Raw genomic sequence first — 20,832 nt, 5'->3', positions numbered from 1 at the left:
TTCCAGGAGGAGCGATGGACGAGAACGAGCTTCACAGGCGGGACGCGACCGGGATAGCCGCACTGATCCGCACCCGGCAGGTGTCCGCTGCCGAGGTGGCACGCGCGCACCTGGACCGGATCGAGGCCGTCGGCCCGAAGGTCAACGCCACGGTGACGGTGCTCGCCGAACAGGCGCTCGCCATGGCGGAAGCGGCGGACGAGGCCGTGGCCGCCGGCGCGGCCGTCGGTCCGTTCCACGGCGTGCCCTTCACGGTCAAGGACTCGCTGGACGTGGCCGGTGTGGTGACCACACGCGGTTCGACGCTGTTCAAGAACCATGTCGCGGACGCTGACGCAACCGCGGTGGCCCGGCTCCGGGCTGCCGGGGGCATTCCCCTGGCCAAGACGAACCTGCCGGAGTTCTCCTACTGGACCGAGACGGACAACCCGCTCGTCGGCAGGACCCGCAATCCCTGGAACGCCGAACGCACTCCGGGCGGGTCGAGCGGCGGCGAGTCGGCCGCCATCGCCGCGGGGATGTCCCCGCTCGGACTGGGCAGTGACGTCGCCATCTCGGTGCGGGGCCCCGCTCATGACACGGGCATCGTCGCGCTGAAAGCCACCCGGGGCCGGATACCTGTCACCGGACACTGGCCCGAGGTGCCCCGCCGGTACTGGCACGTGGGTCCCATGGCCCGCAGCGTGCGGGACATCGCGACCGCGCTCGGCGTCCTCGCCGGTCCCGATGGTGAAGACGGTTACGTTCGCCAGGCGCTGCCGTCCCCGCGGCCGGCTTCGGCCGGCGAACCGCCACGGCTCGCCGGGCTGCGGGTGGGCTGGGCGAGTGAGCCCGCCTTCGGTCCGGTGGACAGCGAAGTGACCGCCACCGTGGCGGCCGCGGCCGACGCGCTGCGCGACCTCGGCTGCGTCGTGGAGCCCGCCGCTCCCGCCGGTCTGGAAAACCTCGACGCGACAGCCCTGAGCGCGGTGCTGTACACCGCTGAGATCGTGCCGTACTTCCGCAAGGCCGCCGACGGGCGCGTATCAGAGCTGGGCACCCTCCTCCAGCGGACGCTCGCCGCGCCGGAGGTGGAGCCGGCCGACTATGTCGCGGCACAGCAGCAGGTCGAACGGCTCAGCTCCATGTTCGCCGGGTACTTCGAGCGCTACGACGCCCTGCTGTGCCCGGTGTGCCCCATTCCCGCCCCGCCGCACGCCCTGAGCAAGTTCGAGGCCGGCGGTGTCACCGTCCCGGCACGCGGCATCATGCGGGCGGCCGTTCCTTTCAACCTCACCGGACTGCCCGCGCTGGCCCTGCCGTTCGGGACGACGGGCGGCGGTCTGCCGGTCGGCGTGCAACTCGTCTCCCGTTGGTACGACGAAGCGACCATCCTGCGCCTGGGCAGCGCCCTCGAAACGGTCAGCCCCGTACACGGCCGCAGCCCCGACCTCACCTGACGCGACCGGCATACAGGCCGCCGGCCTGTGCCCGCGCCCACCGAACACAGCGGCCTGGCCGAGTGGGCATCACGGTGGAGGACCTGGCACGCGACGCGAGGCCTGTTACCGCCGCCCGTGCGAAGGAGGTCATCGAGACCTTGCGGGCCCGGACTGTTCCCGCTCTCCGCGGTGCGGTCCGGGCCCGCTTCTGCTGACGAACAGCTCGCCCTGTTCGGCGAGCCAATGCCCGTGCGCATTCCTGCGGTTGAGTGGGCGGCATGGCCGGCTGACGAGTCGGTCCAGGCCCGTTACCGGGCCGAGGTCTGTCTCACCTCATCCCCGTCCGTGTGCTGGTTCCTCCAGTGAACGGCGCTGTCCAGGACGGCTCCGACGCCGTGATCGCACCGGACACAGCAAGATCGTGGCACCACGACCAGCCGTCACGGGACGGCCCTTGGTGTCCTCGTCATGCCTGGGTCCCGGGTTCGGAACCCGACGGCGGCTCAGCCGAAAAACCAGGTCAGACCCCCGTCTGACCCCCGTCTGACCTGGCTTTCCGCTGGGGCGGACGGTGCTACGCGCGCCCGGGATCGTGGTCCTTGCAGACCTGCAGAGCGCTGTCAGAACTGCAACCGATCAAGTCGCTGTTCTTGGAGTCGGTTCCCTCCTTCGCCGGGACGGTGGCGGTACCGGCGCCGGTCCACGAATTCCCCAGGTCGTTGGTGATCGTCCAGGTGCCGGTCACCTTCTTCGTCAGCTGGGCCCGCAGGAACCAGCCGTACTGATTCGGCTTGACGTGGATGGTGGCGGATCCGCCCTGTGTGTTGTCCGTCCGCCAGCTGTTCGACCAGTTGCCCTGGATCGCGACGTCGACTTTCCCCTGCACGGGCCCGTCCTTCGGACCGAAGGTCACACCTGCCGTGGTGGTGACGGATCCGCCCGCGGTGTAGGTGTAGCCAGTGGTCTGGCTCCAACTCACCTGCTTGTCCATGATGTCGCTCGTGCCGTTCACCACCCGCCCGCCGTCGGCCGTCACGTTCTGGAAGTCGCCGAGGGTCGCTGTGGTGCTGTCATCCACCTTGTAGTCGGCCATCGGGATGACGCCCGACTTGTTGTCGAACTGCTTCAGGGCGTACACGGTGGCCAGCGTGCGCAGCTGCGCATCCCCGGTTCCGGCGGCGAGGCTCCAATTCTGCGTCGCGTCGCCGCGGCTGCAGTCACGGGCTCCGATTATGGAGGCAGCGCCCATGCTGTGAAGGGGCTTCATGCATTTGTTGTCGCCGACGTGGCGGATCAGATACGTACCCGCGTCGGCAGCTGCGTCGCTCACCGGCTGGAGATACCACTTCTGCGCATCGGTGTCACCGCAGCCCGACTCGCTGAGGTCATCGGGGTAGGTAGCGCTGGACAGATCGAGGCACTTGCTGGAATTACCGTTGATCAACCGGAAGGTGCCGTCGTCATTGGGAACGATCTTGAATTTCTGCTGTGCCGAGTCGTCCTTGTTCCAGAGGTCATAGGTCGTCCCACCGGCGTACTCGTTGCCCCAGCGGAGTGCGAGGGAGCCGTTCTGCGCCGACGTGGATATGGAGACAGGGATCTCTGTGGCGATGCTTCCGGTGTCCGCGTGCGCGGCCACCGTGTTGAGCGGCGAAAGCACGATTCCCAGCGCCGCAACCGGGACCGCCAGCACCGCGGCGGTCATACGCGGCCCCGGGCTCCGGGGGGTCATCTCAACGGTCATGGTTCCTTTTCCTCATTTTCCGTAAGCCGTGCTCGTGGGGCCGGGTCAGGTGCCCCGAGCGGTATCCGCGGCACGGTCTCCAGGCCGAAGGCGGTGGCGGAAGGCGGTGGCCGAAGGCGGTGGCAGGACAGCAGCTCACCCCGTCCGACTGGTCCACCTGGTCCACCTGGTCCGTCTGATCCGTCTGATCCGTCTGATCTGCCGTAATACGATCGACAACGTAGGCGCGGGCGGCCGGATGAACATCCTTCATCTGACGGATAACGCACTCGATTGCGGCGCCGGACCGTGATGACCGGCGGTCAGCCCTGTGACAGCGGCCCGTCCAGGTTCTTTCGGCGGATGACTTCAGTGGCGAGTTCGACTCGTGAGGCCCAGGCGGGCCCCGGTACCAAGGTCGACACCAAGGCGGGCGCTGCGGGCAAGCGGTCGGGCCTCGCGCACGCCGCTGCCGGTGGCAGGTCGGGCTCGGGCGTCCCGCGCTGCCACACCTCCGGCCTGAACGCGTCGTTCGCCCCGAGTGACTCCGCATCGCCCGGCATCTCGGCGAGTCCCGGCCCTCATCCAGCCGGGCCTTCCCAGCGGCGGTGCACCCGCGCCCGCGGAGCGCACACGTACGGCTGCCGCTGCCGCAAGCGGTGTCCCCAGCGGGTCCGCATGCTGTTCCGGCAGGGGGAGCCGAGCCCGTGCTCCGGTTCCGATGAACTACGTTGATCATGCACGGACCGACGCCGGGGCGTCGACGGAGGATAAAGCTGCCTGTCGGCAAAGGGAGCTCAGCGACCTCCGCCCGACAGGCGCGCGCCATAGACGACGCCGGTGGGGACGACGGCCGGCAACGACGTCACCAGAATCAACGACTTCACCAGAATCGGAGAACAGCAATGCGGTACGAGTCGTCCGCGCAGCCTGACACGTCCGGCACGCCCTCCCTCGCGAGGCCGACCTCGCGTCGCCGGCTGCTGGGAGTGTCCGGCGCGGCCCTCCTCACAGCGGCATGCAGTCCTACGGGGGGTAAGCAGTCGGGCGGGGAGGGGAGTGTGCAGCCGGACGCGAAGGGTGGCGGCGCATCCACGGGCGAGGCGCCGAACGGCGCGCTCGGGGTGAACTTCAACGAGGACCCCTCCGACATGAACTTCGCTCAGGTGAGGGCCCTTTCGGCGAAGTGGGTGCGCGGCTTCGCCCCGATGACGGACTACTTCGACACACACGCCCCGGCCCAGCAACGGTCCATCGCCAGGCTGCTCGACGCGAGCGGGAACGGCTTCAAGACGGTCCTCTCGCTGAAGTTCCCTTTCCTGACTCTCGGGCAGTCGCTTCCCAAGGTGGGCAGCAAGGAGATGGGAGCGCAGCTGAAGCGCGTGGACCGGGTGCTGCACGCTGTCATGGGGAAGGTGGACATCCTCACGATCGGCAACGAGCCCTTCCTCGAGACCATGAAAGACGAGCGCGATGCGCGCCTCAATGTGTTCTACGAGCATGTCGCCGAACACGTCATCGCCTACCGCCGGAAGAACTTCCCGCAGGGCTGCGGCACCCGCCTGTACATGGGGGCTCTCACCCGCCTCGACAAGAAGGAAGGGCGCACGAAGGCCACCGAGCGGTGGGTCGGCTTCGTCAACAGGAATCCGGAGATCGAGGGCCTCGACATCCATCCGCACGTCGACTCCCTGCAGGCGGCCGGCAGGTACGTCCAGTACGTCGTGTCCCGCCTGGACAAGAACAAGAAGTTCCTCACCACGGAGTTCTCCCTGGTGCAGCGCTGGGAGAACCACATGAGCGACACGATCCCGGCGGCCTACGCCGAGAAGTACAAGGTGCCCCCGAACACCCGTGTGTGGCAGGTGATCGGCAACGCGTTCGAGAAGCCCTTCCCCCAGAAGAGGTGGGACGACTTCCTCGCGATGAGTCCGTGGTTCGCATCCCACAAGGACTATCTGACGCAGCAGGTGCGGATGTTCCGGGAGACCGGGAAGCTCGCGGTGGCCACCTACGGGGTGGTGCAGATCGAATCCATGCAGACGGGCTGGGGCGCTGCCAAGGAGCCGTGGATCCTCAACCCCCTGTACGCGAACCGCACTGTCAGGGAGGAAAACGGAAGGGTGGGACGGACCACCGTCTGGTTCGACTCGTTCCGTGCCCTGCAGGATTCCTGAGGCTCACCGGTACTGGTCCCGTTCGCGCCCCACAGGCGCATACGGGGGCAGCCTGGTCGGCAATACCCATGCCGACACCGGCAAGGCGTCCTCTCCGCGCAGACGGGGTTGGTCCCTGGACCACCGCCCTGGCCAAGGTCGGAATCGGGTGGTCCCCGCACCTGCGGGGGTGCCGCGATCGGCGTGGACGGTCTCGGGCACGATCCCGTTGCGTTCGATGGCCTCGCGGATCAGCTCCTCGGCCCGTTCTGCTGATTCGGCGCGTTCGACGTTGTGGCCGACGATGTAACGGCTGAAGATGTCGATGATGACGTCGGCGTGGTACCAGATGCACTTGTCCGGGCCGGCCAGCCTGGTGATGTCCCAGGTGAAGACCTGCGAGGGGGCGGTAGCGACCAGTTCGGGTACGGCCTTTGCCGGGTGGGTCGCCTGACGGCGGCGCTCGCCTGACTGCCCCGCTCACGCAGGATCCGGTACGTCGTGGAGACGGAGCAGTGGTAGCGGTCGGCATCCAGTTCGCGGGCCCAGATCTGCGCGGGCGGTAGTTCCGCGTATGCGGGGCTGTTCATCAACTCCAGTACTAAAGAGGGTTCTTCGGGTGTCAGGGCCGAAGGCTGCGTCTGGACGGTGCGGGTCTTACGCGGCGCCGGGGGTTTGAGGGCACGGTAGTGGGTCGCCCTGGACCGGCCGGTCAGCCGGCACGCGGCCGTGATGCCCAGCTGGTCCTGGACACCGGTGAACGCGGCGTCCAGGACAGGATCTGCGGCAGGCTTCAGTCCGCGCTCTCGGAGATCATTTCCAAGAGCGCGGAAGCTTTTCCCATCACCTCGAGTGCGGCCTTGTTCCGGGCCAGGTCCCTCTGCAGCCGCTCCACCTGCTGCCGCAGCTTCTCGTTCTCCACCTCCGCGGCGGACTTCTTCGCGCGGGCCGGGCTGGTCCGGCGGTCGACCAGGCTTTCCAAGGGCCCCGGCGCCCCGGGCGGCCCGCCACTCCTTGACATGCGAGTGGTAGAGCCGTTCCCGGCGCAGGACCGCGCCCTTCTCGTTCCTGGGCGCGGCGTCGTACTCGGCGACGATCCGCAGTTTGTACTCCGAGGTGAAGGTGCGGCGCTTCGGCCTCGGCGCCGGCTCGGATCCGACGGGCTCGGTGCTTGGTATAAGGGGCGATTTCTCCTGTCGTGCCCTCTCAGGCCAACCCCGCAGAACGGGACGTCTCACCCAAGGCCGGCAGAGAGGGTTCCGTCCCCTGCATGTCCCCATGTATGTCCCCTGTATGTCCCCTGACAGTCCCCCGAAAGCCCCCTGGAAGCAGTGGGGAAGTCCGGCTTGGATGCCGCGATATCGGCGGTGTCGACGGCGTCGGCGCCGATAGGCAAGCCGTCGGCTCTACGGCACGGGCGCAGCGGGAGCGGTCCGTGATGGAGATGGTCGGGCATGCCTGAGCGGCTTTGATGCGGTCCCGGTATTCCGTGACGGGGTGCCCGCCGGTTTGGTGGCGTCGAGTCTGGGGCGCTCACGCCCAGACTGCGCCGATTGAGTGAATACCGGCACGGAGGCTAGCGCCATCCGAAGAATCGGTGCGTCACTTGTGGTACTGGAAACCCGGTGGGCCGCCCGTCCCTCCCCGGGGGGATGGCAGTTGCCGCGCCGGAAGAGAACCCTGAAATACGGCTGCCGCCCGAGTGTGTCCCCCTGGCGGAGGCTGTGCATCTCCGATCCTGTGTTCTGCTGTGTCACAGCGTGGATGGCGCCCCCGGATCGGATCGAAGGGAACCTCCATGTCCGCATCCGCACATCAGACGGCCGCGCAGGCAGCAATCGATCAGCAGTTCAAGGAACTGAGCGAGGCTTCAAAGATGGCGCTGGCGCAGGCGCTCGCCGGCCTGGCGACGCAGCAGGGTCGGCCATCTCCTACTGCGGCAGCCGCCCAGGAGGCCGAACCTACCGCAGCGACGGCGGCCCCCGACCCGACGGTTCCGGTGGGTGCCCATCCGATCGGTGTGGCGATCGACGCGATCAACCAGCGCGCCTATGTGGCCAATTTCGGCGCCAACACCGTCACCGTACTCGACACCAGCACCCCCACGCCGACCTTCGTCGCCACCATCACGGGGTTCAGCTCCCCATTCGGTGTGGCGATCCTTCCCGACGGGCTGCATGCCTATGTGACCAACCTCGGTGCCGGCACCATCAGCGTGGTCGACACCACCACCAACGCCATCGTCGGGTCGCCCATCACGGTCGGGGCCGCACCGCGAGGAGTAAGGATCCTCCCGGCCTTGAACCGGGCCTACGTCGCCAACTCGGGGGCGGACAGTGTCAGCGTGATCAACACCAACACCAATGCGGTCATTACGGCCGTGCCTCTGCCCGCCGGAAGCGGACCGAACGAACTGGCGATCAGCCCGAACGGGACCCAGGTGTACGTGGCCAACTTCGGCAACGGCACCGTCAGCGTGATCGATGTCGCCACCAACACCGCATTCCCCGGCACGACGGCCGCACCCGGTGCCGCCGCGGTGGCGTTCCACCCGAACCCGGCCGCCAACCGCGCCTACGTGACCTCACTCACCAACGTCCTCGTCCTCAACACCGCCGTCACCCCGCCGACCGTCGTCACCCCCATCGGCGGGTTCAGCAACGCGGGTGGAGTAGTGGTCAGCCAGGACGGCCTGGACGCCTTCGTGGCCAACGCGGGCAACAACACCGTCGGCGTGATCGACACGACCACCAACACGCTTCTGGCGCCGCCTCTGACAGTGGGCAACGCACCGTTCGGCGAGGCGATCACACCGGACGGGAACTACCTCTACGTCACCAACCAAAACGACGGCACACTCAGCGTCGTGCAAATCCGGCCGATCGTCAGCGCCATCGCTCCGTCCTCAGGCCCCCAGTCCGGTGGAACTCCGATCCACATCTTCGGCAGCGGCTTCACCAACGCCACGTCCGCCAATCTCGGCGGCAGTCCCGTCACCGGCTTCACGGTGGTCAACGACTCCGACATCAGCGGCACCACGACCGCCCACGCCGCCGGAACAGTCCAGGCGACCGTATTCACCCCGCTGGGAAGCGGAACCGGTGGGAGCTTCGACTACCTCCCCCCGGCACCGAGCATCACGCAGATCACTCCCAACCAGGGCCCAGCAAGCGTCAGCACTACGGTCGTCATCACCGGCTCCCAATTCACCGGCACCACCAGCGTCACCGTCGACGGCAGCCCAGTCCCCTTCACCGTCGACTCCGACACCCAGATCACCTCGACGCTGCCGCCCCACGCGGCCGGCTCCGTCACGGTGATGGTGACCACCCCCGGCGGATCGGCCAACGTGGGGTTTACCTACCTCGCCGCCCACGCCACCTCACTGACGGCCACCCCCGCACTGAGCAAGCTCTTCCCGCCGCACGTGTACTTCCCCTCCCTGACCGCCACGCTGACCGACCAGGTCACCGGCCTCCCCGTGCCCGGCCAGACCATCACCTTCACCACGGGCAGCCACACCTTGGGCACCGCCACCACCGACGCCCAAGGCACGGCTCAGGTCAGCGAGGTACTCACCCTCTCGCTCATCCTCGCCAACGGCGGCTACGACGCCACCTTCGCAGGCACACCCACCCTCCTGTCCTCCAGCGCCCACGCCGGAATCGTCGAGCCCTGATCTCGCCCCCAGGACAACGGCACAACGCCCCAGCGGCACTGACGGGCGCCACCACAAGGCATCGTGCCGCCATCCGGCCGCGAACGGGGCACGTGACCGGCACCACCACCGCTCCGTGTGCTCCCGAATATGGAGCACACGGAGCGGTCTCCTCCCCCCGCCACAGCCCCGTAGCGGGCTCCTCATGAAGCAAGAGGGCTGACAGGCCACCACCGTGAACTTCATGGACGAATCTCTTGGCGACTGCGCGACGCACTCACCTTCGACCACTCAGTCGCTGGTCATCCCCGCCTCGCGGAGGCGGCATCGTAGCTCGCCCGACAGTTCCTACCGCCCCAGCCGGGTGCCGGCGTACTCCTCCTCCAACTCCTCCCGCGCCGCGGCCGACATCCTGGTGCCGCCCCTGGGATGTGGCGCCGATGAGGGCCTGGGGGCCGAGGCCCCGGATGATTGTGTTGACGGCGGCGCACGCTGCGGCGAGCGTGTCGATGTCGTTGCCGTACCAGGTGTAGTCGTGCGGGTTGAGCTTGAGGTCGCGCAGGCGCTGGGCGACGGAGCGGAACATGGTGCCCGAGCCGACAGCGGGTTCCCGGATCGATTTGCCTTCGCCGCCGACGTCCTTGTCCACGAGGATTCGGGCCATCAGGTCGGTGACGCAGGCGGGGGTGTGGTACTCGCCGCGCCACTTCTTGTCGCTCTTGTGGCGCAGGCCGGTCAGGAGCGGGCTGAGGACGGTCGGACTCGGAGCGCCAGTACGGGTCGTCGTGGCCGGTGAGGTCCATCAGGCCGGTGTTGAGGGCGGCGTGGGTGACGGCGTGGACGGCGCGCAGCTGCTGCTTGTCGGGCTCGGGGTTCCAGGCCCAGTCGTGCAGGCGTAGGGCCCGGTTGATCAGGTCCGGTCGCTTGATCCAGTGGCCGAGGTAGATCTGTTTGAAGAGCCGCGGTGGTTCGTGGGGCTGGAGGTTGAGTATCCAGTCGGCCAGGCCGGGAGCGTTGCGCAGGAGGGCGGGCGCGGCGACCGTGCCCAGGACCATCGGCACGACGTGCCCCAAGCTGGGCAAGGCGCACGGCACCTGGGCCTTCTACTTCGAGGGGGAACCAGGCGAGGGCGGCAAGCGTGCGCGTGTACGCCGCGGTGGCTTCGCCAAGTTGGACGACGCCAAGAAGAAGGCGAAAGAGCTCTATGACGCCACCAGCGCCGGCACCGATTCAAGGTCCGTCACCTGGACAAGATGCACGACGCGATCGAGAGGGAGAACGCCGAGCGGACCCTCCACCGCCTCCGCGTCGACCAGCTTCAGCAGGACCGGGACGCCGCGCAAACGGGCGCCGATCTCCTCGGTGTGATCGCCCTCGCCGGCCGGGGCCAGGAGGCTGCCGTCAGCGCGGCCGTGAAGTGGGTGAGGGATCACTGCCCGGCGAACGACCTGGAGCTGGTCCGGGTCGAGAACTTCAACGACCGGTACCCGGGGAAGGAGCGCGCGTACTTCTCGCTCACACGCTTCACGGTCGCCCGCTCCGAGTCTGCGGCCCTGGACGGCTGGGCGCTGCCGACGGGTCTGCCGCCCGTAGCATCGGGGGCCACCCGACGTGCTGCGAACAAGCGTCAGAAGGCGGCGTGAGGGCGCATCCGTCCCCTGATCCACACCCGTGTCCCCTGGGTGTCCCCTGAATCTTGGTCTGAACGGATGAACGGGGGCCACCGCGCTGTGGCGGTGGCCCCCGTTCTGACGTTTCCCCAGGCAGAAAGGTTCTTCGTCCTGGGTGCTGCGGTGGGGCGGGTGGGACTCGAACCTATCCCGGTGACGCGCCTCACCTGCGGCTTTGCCGAAGAAGCCGACATTTTCATCCCATTCAATCCTGCTGCGTCCTACTCGATCCTGCTGGATCCGGTGTCGTTAGGCGATCGCCACACCACTTCCCCGGCAGACGGCGACACCGGGGCGAGACGTGCCCCCAGCCCAAGTCCCGCCGAGCCATGCGTGCAAACGGATGACCACACAGCCTGGACAGTCGACCCTGGACGCGGTCGCTTTCTGTAGTCGCCGCAACGGAGAGTCTTGACGCAGCTGCGGCCCGAGAACAGCACCAACCCGACCTGCCCTTTGAACTTCCGCACAGGCTGCGCATGAGTTGAGCGCCGTGGTCAGCGCCTTCACCACCGCCCGAGAGTGTGCAGAAAGGTAGGTCGTCAGCATCGCGACCGCACGGCGCATTCTCGCCCTGTTCGCCCCGGGGCCGCCGACGGCACCTTCCAAGGGCCCGTTGCTGCGGTAGGCGGAACAGCGCCCAGACGACACCTCCGCCAACCCGGCTACAGAGGGCCTACCGTCGGCGGGCGGCCAAGCTGGATCGGGCATCGCGCCCCACCATGGCGCCGGCTCAAACCCGGCAAGATCCGTCGTAACGGATCGAGACAGCGCCCAGTATTAGCCTGGTGGTACCAACATCACACGTGCCAGCGGTACGACGCTGGAGCGGCGACCCCAGGCCGCAAAGGCTCCGTGGACCACTCTCGCCCCACTGGACCTGAAACCAACAGAAGGGCACTATGTCCGAATCGCTGAAAGTAAGTAAAAACAGCTCCCCGTCTCCCTGAAACCGCAGCTCACGACCTGTGGTCCCCGCGCATGCGGGGTTGGTCCCGCGGTGACGCAGTAGACGTCGATGCTGACCGGGTGGTCCCCGCGCCCGCGGGGTTGGTCCCATGGCGACCTGGGCGGCCTTCGGCCGGGTGGTCTGGTCCCCGCACCCGCGGGGTGGGTCCGTTCCCGCGGCCGAACGGATCGTGGTTCTCGACTGAATCCCCGCGGCCCCTGCTCGCCGGGACCGACAGCAAGGTAGTCAAGGAGAAGCTGGGCCACTCCTCGCGGCAGATCACTTCCGACACCTATAGCAGCGTCCTGCCAGAGATGATGCGGGCCGAGGCCGAATCGGTGAGGGCTATCGTCACCCGCCACGTCCCATACGAGGTGCCCACACCGCTGGAGATCCCTGAATCTGCCTGGCAGGGTGATGTGGCCGTCCACTTCGCTCACGGAGTATGGCAATCGGGGACGCCTGGGTTGTTAGAGCACAGACCCGGCCGGACTCCGTTCCCCTCGGAATGATCGAGCTGACCGGTCGGGGCCAGAATGACGCCGCCAACGTCTCCGTGAAGTGGATACGCGAGCGCTGCACGGCCAGGGCCCTGGAACTGGGCTGGTCGAGAACTCAACGGCCGCTACCCGAAGGATCAGCGGTCGCACTTCTCGCTCACGCGCTTCACGGTCGCCCGCTCCGAGGCACCGGGGCCGGCGGGCTGGGCTCTGCCGGTTGGCCTGCCTCCGCGGCAGGAAAATCTGCCCACCGTGCGCCAACTCAGCGTCGAACGGCGGCCTGAGGCGGATCTCCCCGGAACTGACCCCGTGGCCCCTGTAGCGCCCCTGTAGGGCCCCTGAATCTTGATCTGAACGGATGAACGGGGGCCGCACTGTGGCGGTGGCCCTCGTTCTGACGTTTCCCCAGGTAGAAAGGTTCTTCGTCCTGGGTACTGCGGTGGGGCGGGTGGGACTCGAACCCCCGGCCGACGGATTATGAGCCCTTTGGGGATCTTGGCGGCCCTTGCCCGTCCATGCTCCTTCATGACGTTTTAGCAGGTCAGAAGGGGTGAGCCGTGTCGGCGCCCTTTCGCCTTTGTCAGTCTGTTCCTGTCCTTGTGTCCCGACTGCGTCCCGACGCCGCCCTGATCAGACGACGTCACCGGCCTGACGGGGACATAGCGCCAGCTCGGCGAGGGGACCCGAACCCTGCCGCAGCGGAAATTCCTTCCAGAGCAAAGCGCCACGAGGGCAATGCCCGGCAGCCGACTGAAGAAGGGTGCCGAGAACCGACATGCCAGAACATGGCCTGCAGGGCAGTTGAGGTGCGCCTGACCAGGGACCAAAGCTCGACGGCGGGCTGACCGGCTCCCACGATTCGCCCAGCGGTCGGCCCAAAGGGCACAATGCCTGTCAACCGAGCGGCAGACAGGGGGAGTTAGCGTGTCAACGCGGCAGGTCTCGTACACACTTGACGACGAGACCGTTGTGCGATTCGAGATCGAGGAGACAGACACCTTCCGACCGGTGGGGGCGGAGGAAGTGGTGGGCAGGGTCCGCGAAGCCGTGCGGCCAGCCGTGGAGGCCGCACGCGCTGTCCTGGACCGAGTGCGGGAGGTGCGCCCCGCCGAGGTGGAGGTCAAGTTCGGTGTGAAGGCGACCGGGACGGCGCAGTGGTTGGTGGCCAAGGCCGCCACCGAGGCGAACTTCGAGATCACCCTGGTCTGGCGACCGGGCGAGGCTTCGAACATGGCCCCCGACAGCCCGTGAACGCGTCCCTGGTCAACGCTCCGCGCCCGGGCAGCGACCCTTGGGTCGCAGCGGTGCACGCCGACGAGTATGACAACCATCCCCTGGGATCCGGGTTCCTGATCGACAGCCGGCGCGTGATGACCTGTGCCCATGTCGTCTGTCCCTCATGGGACAAGGGCGTCGCTCTGTGGGTGGCCTTTCCCAAGTCCGATCAACTCATGGAGGACCAGCGGCTGCCGGTGAGTGAGGTGATCGCCCCGAGCCCGGAAAGCAAGCGGCATACACAGGACGTCGCGATCCTGGTGCTCGCAGACAGCGTTCCCGGCGAGTCGGCGGCACCTTTGCGCCGTCCCACCGCAGGAGACCTCGTGGGCGAGCCCTGGTGGTCCTTCGGCTTCCCCGACGACGTCTTCGGCAGTTCCTCCGACGGGGAGGTGGGAGAGAAGCTGGCTCACGGCTGGATCCGGCTGGACACCGCTTCGCGGTATTTGGTGCGCCCCGGCTACAGTGGCGCCGCCCTGTGGTCGCCCACCTATCAGGCGGTGGTCGGGATGGTGGGCCAGGCGAACAGCCGTGGCGACGCCCTTGCGCTCACTCTGTTCCAGACAGACAAGTGCCTTCCTGACGAGAAGTTGTCCGCCCTGACGGAGTGGTCGGCTCAAGACGCGGGTGAAAGCGCACTCGCCGCCTGGGGCTGGACCCTGGAGGACGACGCCGAGGCCGGGCGGCACTGGAAACCGCGGGCACGCGGCGTCAGCACGGACGCGGAGCGGGGTTTCCGGTTTCGCGGTCGCACCGTGGCCCTGACCGAGATCGTCGGCTGGATCACCGCCGATGAGGCACCCAGGCATGTACTGGTGGTCACAGGATCCCCCGGGGTGGGAAAGTCGGCCGTGCTCGGGCGGGTCGTGACGTCCGCCGACACCGCCATCGCGGCGACTCTGCCCCAGGCGGACGACGCCGTACGCGCCCCTCTGCGCTCGGTGTCCTGCGCCGTCCATGCCAAGGGCAAGACCGCGCTCGAAGTCGCCCGTGAGATTGCCCGCGCCGCGTCTGCAGCGGTTCCAAAAGCTGTGAGCGATCTCGCTCCCGGCCTGCGTGCGGCGCTCACCGATGCCTCAGGGTCACCCTTCACCGTCATCATCGACGCGCTCGACGAGGCCACCAGCGCCAAGCAGGCCCGGCTTATCGCCCGCCAGATCGCCATTCCCCTCGCCGAAACATGCGCGGACCTGCACGTACGCGTCATGGTCGGCAGTAGGCGCCGAGACGATGAAGGAGACCTGCTCGCCGCCTTCGGTGATGCCGCACGCGTGATCGACCTGGACAACCCCGCGTACTTCGAGGAAGCCGATCTCGCGGCGTACGCACAGGCAACGCTGCAACTGCTCGGTGATGAGAGACCGGGCAACCCCTACGCCGACGACCATGTGGCCCGCCCCGTCGCCGCCCGTATCGCCCGGTTGGCCGATGGCAACTTCCTGGTGGCGGGACTGACCTCACGTACCCGCGGATTGCGTGACACGGTCGCGGTGGCTCCGGCGGACATCTCGTTCAACCCCACGGTCGCCGCGGCGCTGCACGAATACCTGGAGCGGCTGCCCTCGATCGACGGCATTGCCGCGGAAACGGTGCTCACTGCGCTCGCCTACGCCGAGGCCCCGGGACTACCGCTCTCCCTCTGGGGCGTCGCCATCACGGCGCTGCACGGCACCTGCCCAACGGAGAACCAGCTGCGCGCGTTCGCGCGTTCTGCGGCGGCCAACTTCCTGATCGAGACTGGTGTCAACGACCAGAACGCCGGGGTCTTCCGTCTCTTCCACCAGGCACTCGACGACGCGCTCAAGCAGTCCCGCGTCAAAAACGGAGCCACGGAGGACGACGAGCGGGCTCTCACTCGCGCCTTCATCGCCCACGGGCAGACCTGCGGCTGGGATATCGCACCTGAGTATCTCCTGCGTTCGCTGCCGCGGCACGCGCTGCGTGGCCAGGTCGTGGACGACCTGCTCTCCGACATGACATATCCCCTCCACGCTGACCTGCGCCGGCTGATCCCAGTGGTCGGGCAAGCGCAGACACCCGAGGGGCGAGAACCTGCGCTGATTCTGCGTCAGACGCCTCTGGCCATCGATGCCGGGCCTGCGGAGCGTGCGGCGCTGTTCAGTGTCACCGAAGCCCAGGAGGGGCTCGGCCGTACCTATAAGGAGCACGCGGCCGGCAGTCCCTATCGGGCCGCGTGGGCCCTGGTCACTCCGCAGGCCGAGGAAGCGGTCCTGGAGGGGCACACGGAAGAGGTCCGTGCCGTGTGCGGCCTCGTCGTCAGGGGACGTTCCGTGCTCGCCAGCGCGGCCGAGGACGGCACTCTGCGTTTGTGGGATCCGGTTTTGGCCCGGGTGACACGAGTCCTGCAGCCCCGATTCGGTGGGATCAGGGCGCTGTGGAACTGCACGATCGATGATCACCCGCACCTGGCCCTCGGCACCGGGGATGTGGTGCGCTTGTGGGATCCGGCGACAGAGACCGGTGCAGGGCAACCCCTTGCCCTGCAGGGACATGGCAGCACTGTGTACGACCTCTGCCAACTTCAGGCCGGGGACAGTACTTATCTGGCCACCGCCAGTGCGGACAAGACCGTACGTCTCTGGGATCCCACCACTGGAGATTGCGTGCGGGTGATCACGGGGCACACCGACTGGGTCAACGCCGTGTGCAGCATCCCGTCGCCCCACGGTGACCTACTCGCCTCGGCAGGCGTCGACGCGACCGTGCACCTCTGGAACCCGCTCTCTGGTGAGATGCCGCTACGCGTGCTGACCGGGCACGAAGACGCGATCAACGCCATGTGCGCGATCGAGGTAGGCGGTCACGTGCTGCTGGCCACCGGCGGCTCGGATGCGACCGTACGGCTATGGGACCCCGTGACAGGGGAACCCGTGCGGGCCCTCAGTCGCCGTGCGGAGCCGGTGCTCAGGCTGTGCCCGCTGGAGGTGGAAGGCCAGTCACTTCTCGCCTGCACGACAGGCGATGCCATCCAACTGTGGGATGCCGCTTCTGACGACACCGTCGTCACCCTGCGTGGGCACAGCGACGATATCGGGGCGTTGTGCACGCTGCCCGTTCACGAACGTACGTTCCTCGCGAGCGGTGGCCTCGACCACACGTTGCGCCTCTGGGACCCCGCAAGAGTGCAGGTCAAGGAAGCCCATGCCGTTCACGCGGTGTGCGCGGTGTCCGTGGACGGACGCACGGTCCTGGTGACTGGTGGCGATGACGGAGTGCAGGTGCGAGACGTTGTCACAGGCCACGTCGAGCGGTCTCTGGAGGGCCCGAGCGACTGCGTGCGCGCCCTGTGTCCACTGGTCGTCGACGGCCGCTCCCTCGTGGCCGCTGCCGACGATGACCACTCCGTGGTTCTGTGGGACCTGGGGTCAGCGGATGCGTTCGGGGAGTACCGGGGACACGCGGCTGCTGTTCACGCCGTCTGCTCTCTGACGGTAGACGGACGCACGCTCCTCGCCAGTGCCGGCGCCGACTGCACCGTGCGCGTGTGGGATCCCGAAACGGCAGAGACGGTCCACACCCTGTGGCATCCCTACGGCGTGTACGCGGTGTGCGCCGTCGATGTCGACGGAGTCCAACTTCTGGCCTCTGCCAGCGGTGGGCCTGACGGCCGGGTTTACCTGTGGGATCCCACAACTGGTGAACGTATGGGACGCCAGTGGCGCGCCTCGACGGCGGTTCTCGCCATGTGCTCCTTGCGCATCGGCAAGCAATCGGTCATTGCCGCCGCGACAATCGACGGCGAGACGTGGCTCTGGGATGCCGCCACTGGGCAGTGTGTCCACGACCCTGAGGAGCCCGGTCTGCGCCATACGAGCGCGATCAACGACCTCTGCACCGTCGAACACGCTGGCCGCACTCTCCTGGTCACCGCGAGCAGCGACAGGACGGTGTGCCTATGGGACCCGGCCACCGCAACACTGGTCATGGAGGTCCCAGTCCGCCACACCGGCCTGGGAGTGTCCTGGTTCGAGGGACTCCTAGCAGTAGGCCTCGACCGAGGGCTGCAGGCCCTTTCCTTCAACCTTCCGTTCTGACCTTGAACGACACCCCAGAAGCGGCGAAGAGCTGGGCGGACCACTGAACGTCACGCGCCTTCCCTCTCATTGCTGGCCCAGCTGCTCTCAGGCCCAGCGCGGCCACGCTCTGTGAGCCAGCTCCCCGTGTGTGGGCGTGTTACCCCGGCCGCGTTCAGCACGGGTAGGACGCGCAGCCGTATGCACTGGCTGGGAGCAATTACGATGACGCTCGAGTGCCGACGGGGAGCAATGCCGGCTGTCCAAGGTTCGCATTACGGTGGCCGAGCGACCTACGGCCGCGTGCGGCAGGGCACGATGGAGGGCGGCGCGGAAGGTGGCGCACAGGTCGATGGCGACGTAGCGGACCCGCTCGCGCCAGGCGGCGGGCTGGGAGGTGAGTCAGTCGGCGACCGACCCTGCCTTGCGGCCCTCGACCTGGCCGAACAGGCCGCGCCCGCCGATCGCATCGACGAAGCCGATGTGCCAGGCGTCCGTGACGAGTTCCCACTTGCCGGTGGAGGGGTTCTGCTTCCACACCGGCTTGCCCCGCCGGGTCTCGTCGATCCCGATCGCCGAGGCCGCGGGCGGGTCCTCGGGCGGGATCTTCGCTGCGTAATCCTCGATGCAGTGCTGCACGATCGGCCAGGACAGGCCCAGATCCCGGCCGGCCTGCACCACCGTGCGGCCGCCGTCACAGACCGCGGCCCCGCCGCCTGGCGCAGGGCCTTGGTGGTACGCATCCGTGGTGGCACCTGGCCTATCGCCTCGGTGAACGAACCGCGAGGGCAAGCGGGTTCGGTGCAGTACCCGTGTGCCTTGCGCCGCTGGATGCTCACGGGGCGTCCGCTGCAGGGCAGGTGCCGCGGCCGGGTGGTGCAGTAGTCCTTCAGCCGAGTGGAGAAGGCCCCACAGCCGGGGCAGGCTCGGGCGGAGCCCTCGCTTGTCACCACGTACGCCGAGGAGCCGCCCGTCCTGTCGTCCTTGACCTGCGTCACCCTCACCTCCTCCAGCCCCACAAGTCGCGTTGCCGCCTCGTTGATCCCGGTATCGTCGATGTTCGAGCCTGTGGGGTTTCATGATCGGTTGCCTGGAGAACAACCATGATCACGAAGGCCCGCGGGCCACTTGCGTCCGGGGCACCCACGTCCCACACGCCGATGCGCGGTCAAAGCATCTGGGCCGCACATCGGGGCACCATACCGATAAGTAAGGCGCCACCTTCCTCGCCCGAACCTGCACAGTAGTAACATGTACTACATGGAGGTCACTGCCCGCGAGTTCAATCAGAAGTCCTCGCAGATCCTCGCCGCTGCAGCACGGGGCGAGACCATCGTCGTCACCAAGAACGGCGTCGCCGTCGCGCGCCTCGTCCCGATCACCGACGAGGACATCCCCCCGTACCCCACGGATCCCATGGGACCCATCGACCTGCCGGAGCTAGACCTTCCTGACCTCACCAACGATGAGATCAACGACGTGCTCAGGGGGATGGGTTCGTGAGCCTGGTCGCCATCGCCGACACCAACGCCCTCTACCGTCTGCTCGACCCGAAACTCGCCGGGCACGAGGAGCACAAAGAGGCGCTGGCAGCCATCAGCCATCTCATCGTCTCCCCCATGGTCCTGGCCGAACTGGACTACCTGATCGCGGCAAGAGGCGGGCCCCGCAAGGCTTTGGCCTCGGCCCGGTTCATCGAACGCAACACGGCCACCCGCCGGTTCGAGGTGCCCTCTGTCGCCGAGCACCTGAGCGCAGCGATCGCTGTCGCCGAAGGGTACACAGACGCTGACGGAGGGAAGGGCATTGGATTGACCGACGCAATGAACGTGGCCCTGGCTGCCGCGTATCGAACCGACGCCGTGTTCACCACGGACCGCCACTTCCGCATGGTCCGACCCCTGACCGGCCACAAAGCCTTCCGGCTCTTGCCCGACGACCTGTAAACGCCAGGGCTGACGTCGCCGCGAAGCATGCCGAGATACCTTGCCGACCTCAGAAACCCCTGCCGGGTAAGCCTCTCAGGTGGATCCACTCGGTGAGCCCCCGGCCGCCGCTCCGGAACCGGGCGGCGCTGGGGCTGCTCCCGACAGTGGGACTGCAGCATCCGCAAGATCGATGTGGCCGCCCGGCATCACTCTGCCGAGCAACCGCACCAGACGTATCGACCGCGTCGCCCCCAGGGCTATGACTACCCGGCGCACCGTCCGCCGGACGCCACCCGCCAACCACCTGCCAACAAGCCGTTCGTGATCACATCACAGGATGAACAGGGCATGTGGGCGTCATTCTGGACACTTGCGTCCACTACGTGTCCACTGAATCTTGGTCTGAACGTGTGAACGGGGGTCACCACGCTGGGTGGTGACCCCCGTTCTGACGTTCCCCCAGGTAGAAAGGTTCTTCGTCCTGGGTGCTGCGGTGGGGCGGGTGGGACTCGAACCCACGGCCGACGGATTATGAGTCCGCTGCTCTAACCGGCTGAGCTACCGCCCCCCACGGCGCGTCGCGCACATTTGTGCGCGCCGTCTGCCGCAGCATAGCCGCTCATACGATCTGTTGCCCGTGAGGGCTGCCGTCGGGCGACCACGCACGCCCAAGAGGACTTCGATCACCGGGGGTTCGGTTCCACGGCGCAAGAAAAAGGACCCCTTCCGGGGTCCTCTTCTCTCTGCTCCCCCGACTGGACTCGAACCAGTAACCCTCCGGTTAACAGCCGAATGCTCTGCCAATTGAGCTACAGGGGACCGAGCTCCCCCGACTGGACTCGAACCAGTAACCTGCCGGTTAACAGCCGGCTGCTCTGCCAATTGAGCTACAGGGGATTGCTCTGTGTGCCTCGAATGCACCGCTGTCCGGGCTCCCGGACGGCGTGCGCTCGCTGCGACACATACATTAGCGCAAGCAGGGGGGTGCTCCGCCAATCGGTATCGCCTCAGGTCACCTCGGGTGATCTTCGGCCCCGGAGGGTAGGCGCGCGGCACGGCCCGGCACTCCGGTGCGTACCGGCACCGGACGGGAGAGACGAGAGGGAAAGGTGGAGCAATGCGCTACCGGCTCACGTTCATCGCGGGACTGGCCACGGGGTACGTGCTCGGCGCACGGGCCGGCCGGGAGCGGTACGAGCAGCTCCGCAAGGCCGCCCAGCGGGTCATGCAGAATCCGGCGGTCCGGAACACCGCCGAGTCCGCCGCGCTGACCGGGCGCGACGCGGCGTCGAAGGCGTTCGGGACGGTGTCGGCCAAGGTCGGGGAGCGGATGCCGCAATCCGTCAGTGACCGGGTCCGCTCGCTGCGCGAGCAGCGCGGCTCCGGTGAGGACGACTGGGGCACGAGCAATACCTGAGCCGGAGGCTCCCGGGGGCGAACCCTGGCTCCTTCCCTATGTGTCCCCTGACTTCTGCCCTATGCGTCCCCTGACTCCTTCCCTTTGCGTCGTATGGGGCA

Annotated in this window: 14 protein-coding genes and 3 tRNA genes; 9 read left to right on the top strand and 8 right to left on the bottom strand. The window is 67.6% G+C overall.

From position 1 onward, the window contains the following. Positions 1-14: 14 nt before the first annotated feature. Positions 15-1,439, top strand: coding sequence for an amidase (locus tag ACWGJY_RS14315; RefSeq protein ID WP_453261096.1), 1,425 nt, complete (start codon positions 15-17; stop codon positions 1,437-1,439). A 556-nt stretch (positions 1,440-1,995) separates the two neighbouring features. Here ACWGJY_RS14315 and ACWGJY_RS14310 read toward each other — a convergent pair. Then, on the bottom strand, positions 1,996-3,126 hold the full coding sequence (locus ACWGJY_RS14310; RefSeq protein WP_453261095.1) for an RICIN domain-containing protein: 1,131 nt from the start codon (positions 3,124-3,126) through the stop codon (positions 1,996-1,998). A gap of 1,079 nt (positions 3,127-4,205) precedes the next feature. Between ACWGJY_RS14310 and ACWGJY_RS14305 the strand changes: the two genes are divergently transcribed. Then, positions 4,206-5,321, top strand: a complete 1,116-nt coding sequence (locus ACWGJY_RS14305) for a hypothetical protein (protein ID WP_453261094.1) — start codon at positions 4,206-4,208, stop codon at positions 5,319-5,321. Between the two features lie 3 nt (positions 5,322-5,324). Here the strand turns inward: ACWGJY_RS14305 and ACWGJY_RS14300 are convergent, their stop codons facing one another. Together ACWGJY_RS14300 and ACWGJY_RS14295 are read right to left on the bottom strand one after the other, a co-directional pair. Beyond that, entirely contained in the window at positions 5,325-5,720 is a 396-nt protein-coding gene (locus tag ACWGJY_RS14300; protein ID WP_453261179.1) for a DDE-type integrase/transposase/recombinase, read from the bottom strand. 373 nt (positions 5,721-6,093) lie between these two features. Then, positions 6,094-6,282 (bottom strand): hypothetical protein, encoded by a 189-nt coding sequence (locus tag ACWGJY_RS14295; protein WP_453261093.1) that lies wholly within the window; start codon positions 6,280-6,282, stop codon positions 6,094-6,096. 816 nt (positions 6,283-7,098) lie between these two features. Between ACWGJY_RS14295 and ACWGJY_RS14290 the strand changes: the two genes are divergently transcribed. Continuing rightward, a complete protein-coding gene (locus tag ACWGJY_RS14290; RefSeq protein WP_453261092.1) occupies positions 7,099-8,979 on the top strand; it encodes an IPT/TIG domain-containing protein in 1,881 nt (626 codons plus the stop codon). Between the two features lie 256 nt (positions 8,980-9,235). On the opposite strand, the gene ACWGJY_RS14285 is transcribed toward ACWGJY_RS14290, so the two are convergent. Next, on the bottom strand, positions 9,236-9,688 hold the full coding sequence (locus ACWGJY_RS14285; RefSeq protein WP_453261178.1) for an N-6 DNA methylase: 453 nt from the start codon (positions 9,686-9,688) through the stop codon (positions 9,236-9,238). A gap of 523 nt (positions 9,689-10,211) precedes the next feature. Here ACWGJY_RS14285 and ACWGJY_RS14280 point away from each other — a divergent pair. The 3 genes from ACWGJY_RS14280 (at position 10,212) to ACWGJY_RS14270 (ending at position 17,407) form a co-directional block, all read left to right on the top strand. Then, positions 10,212-10,601, top strand: coding sequence for a hypothetical protein (locus ACWGJY_RS14280; RefSeq protein ID WP_453261091.1), 390 nt, complete (start codon positions 10,212-10,214; stop codon positions 10,599-10,601). Between the two features lie 2,400 nt (positions 10,602-13,001). Next, a complete protein-coding gene (locus tag ACWGJY_RS14275) occupies positions 13,002-13,328 on the top strand; it encodes a CU044_2847 family protein (protein WP_453261090.1) in 327 nt (108 codons plus the stop codon). After that, complete coding sequence (locus ACWGJY_RS14270) at positions 13,325-17,407, top strand: trypsin-like peptidase domain-containing protein (RefSeq protein ID WP_453261089.1); 4,083 nt, start codon at positions 13,325-13,327, stop codon at positions 17,405-17,407. Before ACWGJY_RS14275 ends, ACWGJY_RS14270 begins: the two co-directional genes overlap by 4 nt. A gap of 381 nt (positions 17,408-17,788) precedes the next feature. Here the strand turns inward: ACWGJY_RS14270 and ACWGJY_RS14265 are convergent, their stop codons facing one another. Continuing rightward, complete coding sequence (locus ACWGJY_RS14265; protein WP_453261088.1) at positions 17,789-18,067, bottom strand: hypothetical protein; 279 nt, start codon at positions 18,065-18,067, stop codon at positions 17,789-17,791. A 570-nt stretch (positions 18,068-18,637) separates the two neighbouring features. Between ACWGJY_RS14265 and ACWGJY_RS14260 the strand changes: the two genes are divergently transcribed. Next, a complete protein-coding gene (locus ACWGJY_RS14260) occupies positions 18,638-18,889 on the top strand; it encodes a type II toxin-antitoxin system Phd/YefM family antitoxin (protein ID WP_453261087.1) in 252 nt (83 codons plus the stop codon). Next, complete coding sequence (locus ACWGJY_RS14255) at positions 18,886-19,332, top strand: PIN domain-containing protein (protein WP_453261086.1); 447 nt, start codon at positions 18,886-18,888, stop codon at positions 19,330-19,332. The genes ACWGJY_RS14260 and ACWGJY_RS14255 overlap by 4 nt, the downstream gene beginning before the upstream one ends. Positions 19,333-19,808: 476 nt before the next feature. Here ACWGJY_RS14255 and ACWGJY_RS14250 read toward each other — a convergent pair. From ACWGJY_RS14250 to ACWGJY_RS14240, 3 genes are all read right to left on the bottom strand, one after another. Next, a tRNA-Ile gene (locus ACWGJY_RS14250) sits at positions 19,809-19,882 on the bottom strand. 178 nt (positions 19,883-20,060) lie between these two features. Beyond that, a tRNA-Asn gene (locus ACWGJY_RS14245) sits at positions 20,061-20,133 on the bottom strand. Between the two features lie 5 nt (positions 20,134-20,138). Then, positions 20,139-20,211, bottom strand: a tRNA-Asn gene (locus ACWGJY_RS14240). 220 nt (positions 20,212-20,431) lie between these two features. On the opposite strand from ACWGJY_RS14240, the gene ACWGJY_RS14235 reads away from it, so the two are divergent. Then, entirely contained in the window at positions 20,432-20,731 is a 300-nt protein-coding gene (locus tag ACWGJY_RS14235) for a YtxH domain-containing protein (RefSeq protein WP_453261085.1), read from the top strand. The last annotated feature ends 101 nt before the right edge of the window (positions 20,732-20,832 follow it).

Source organism: Streptomyces sp. NPDC054765 (assembly GCF_053612065.1).
This window is presented reverse-complemented; position numbering and strand designations above follow the sequence as displayed.

Excerpts from the sequence above, each read along its gene's own strand:
- ACWGJY_RS14315 (WP_453261096.1), top strand. The coding sequence starts at position 15 with ATGGACGAGAACGAGCTTCACAGGCGGGACGCGACCGGGATAGCCGCA.
- ACWGJY_RS14310 (WP_453261095.1), bottom strand. The coding sequence starts at position 3,126 with ATGACCGCCGCGGTGCTGGCGGTCCCGGTTGCGGCGCTGGGAATCGTG.
- ACWGJY_RS14290 (WP_453261092.1), top strand. The coding sequence starts at position 7,099 with ATGTCCGCATCCGCACATCAGACGGCCGCGCAGGCAGCAATCGATCAG.
- ACWGJY_RS14280 (WP_453261091.1), top strand. The coding sequence starts at position 10,212 with ATGCACGACGCGATCGAGAGGGAGAACGCCGAGCGGACCCTCCACCGC.
- ACWGJY_RS14260 (WP_453261087.1), top strand. The coding sequence starts at position 18,638 with ATGTACTACATGGAGGTCACTGCCCGCGAGTTCAATCAGAAGTCCTCG.
- ACWGJY_RS14235 (WP_453261085.1), top strand. The coding sequence starts at position 20,432 with ATGCGCTACCGGCTCACGTTCATCGCGGGACTGGCCACGGGGTACGTG.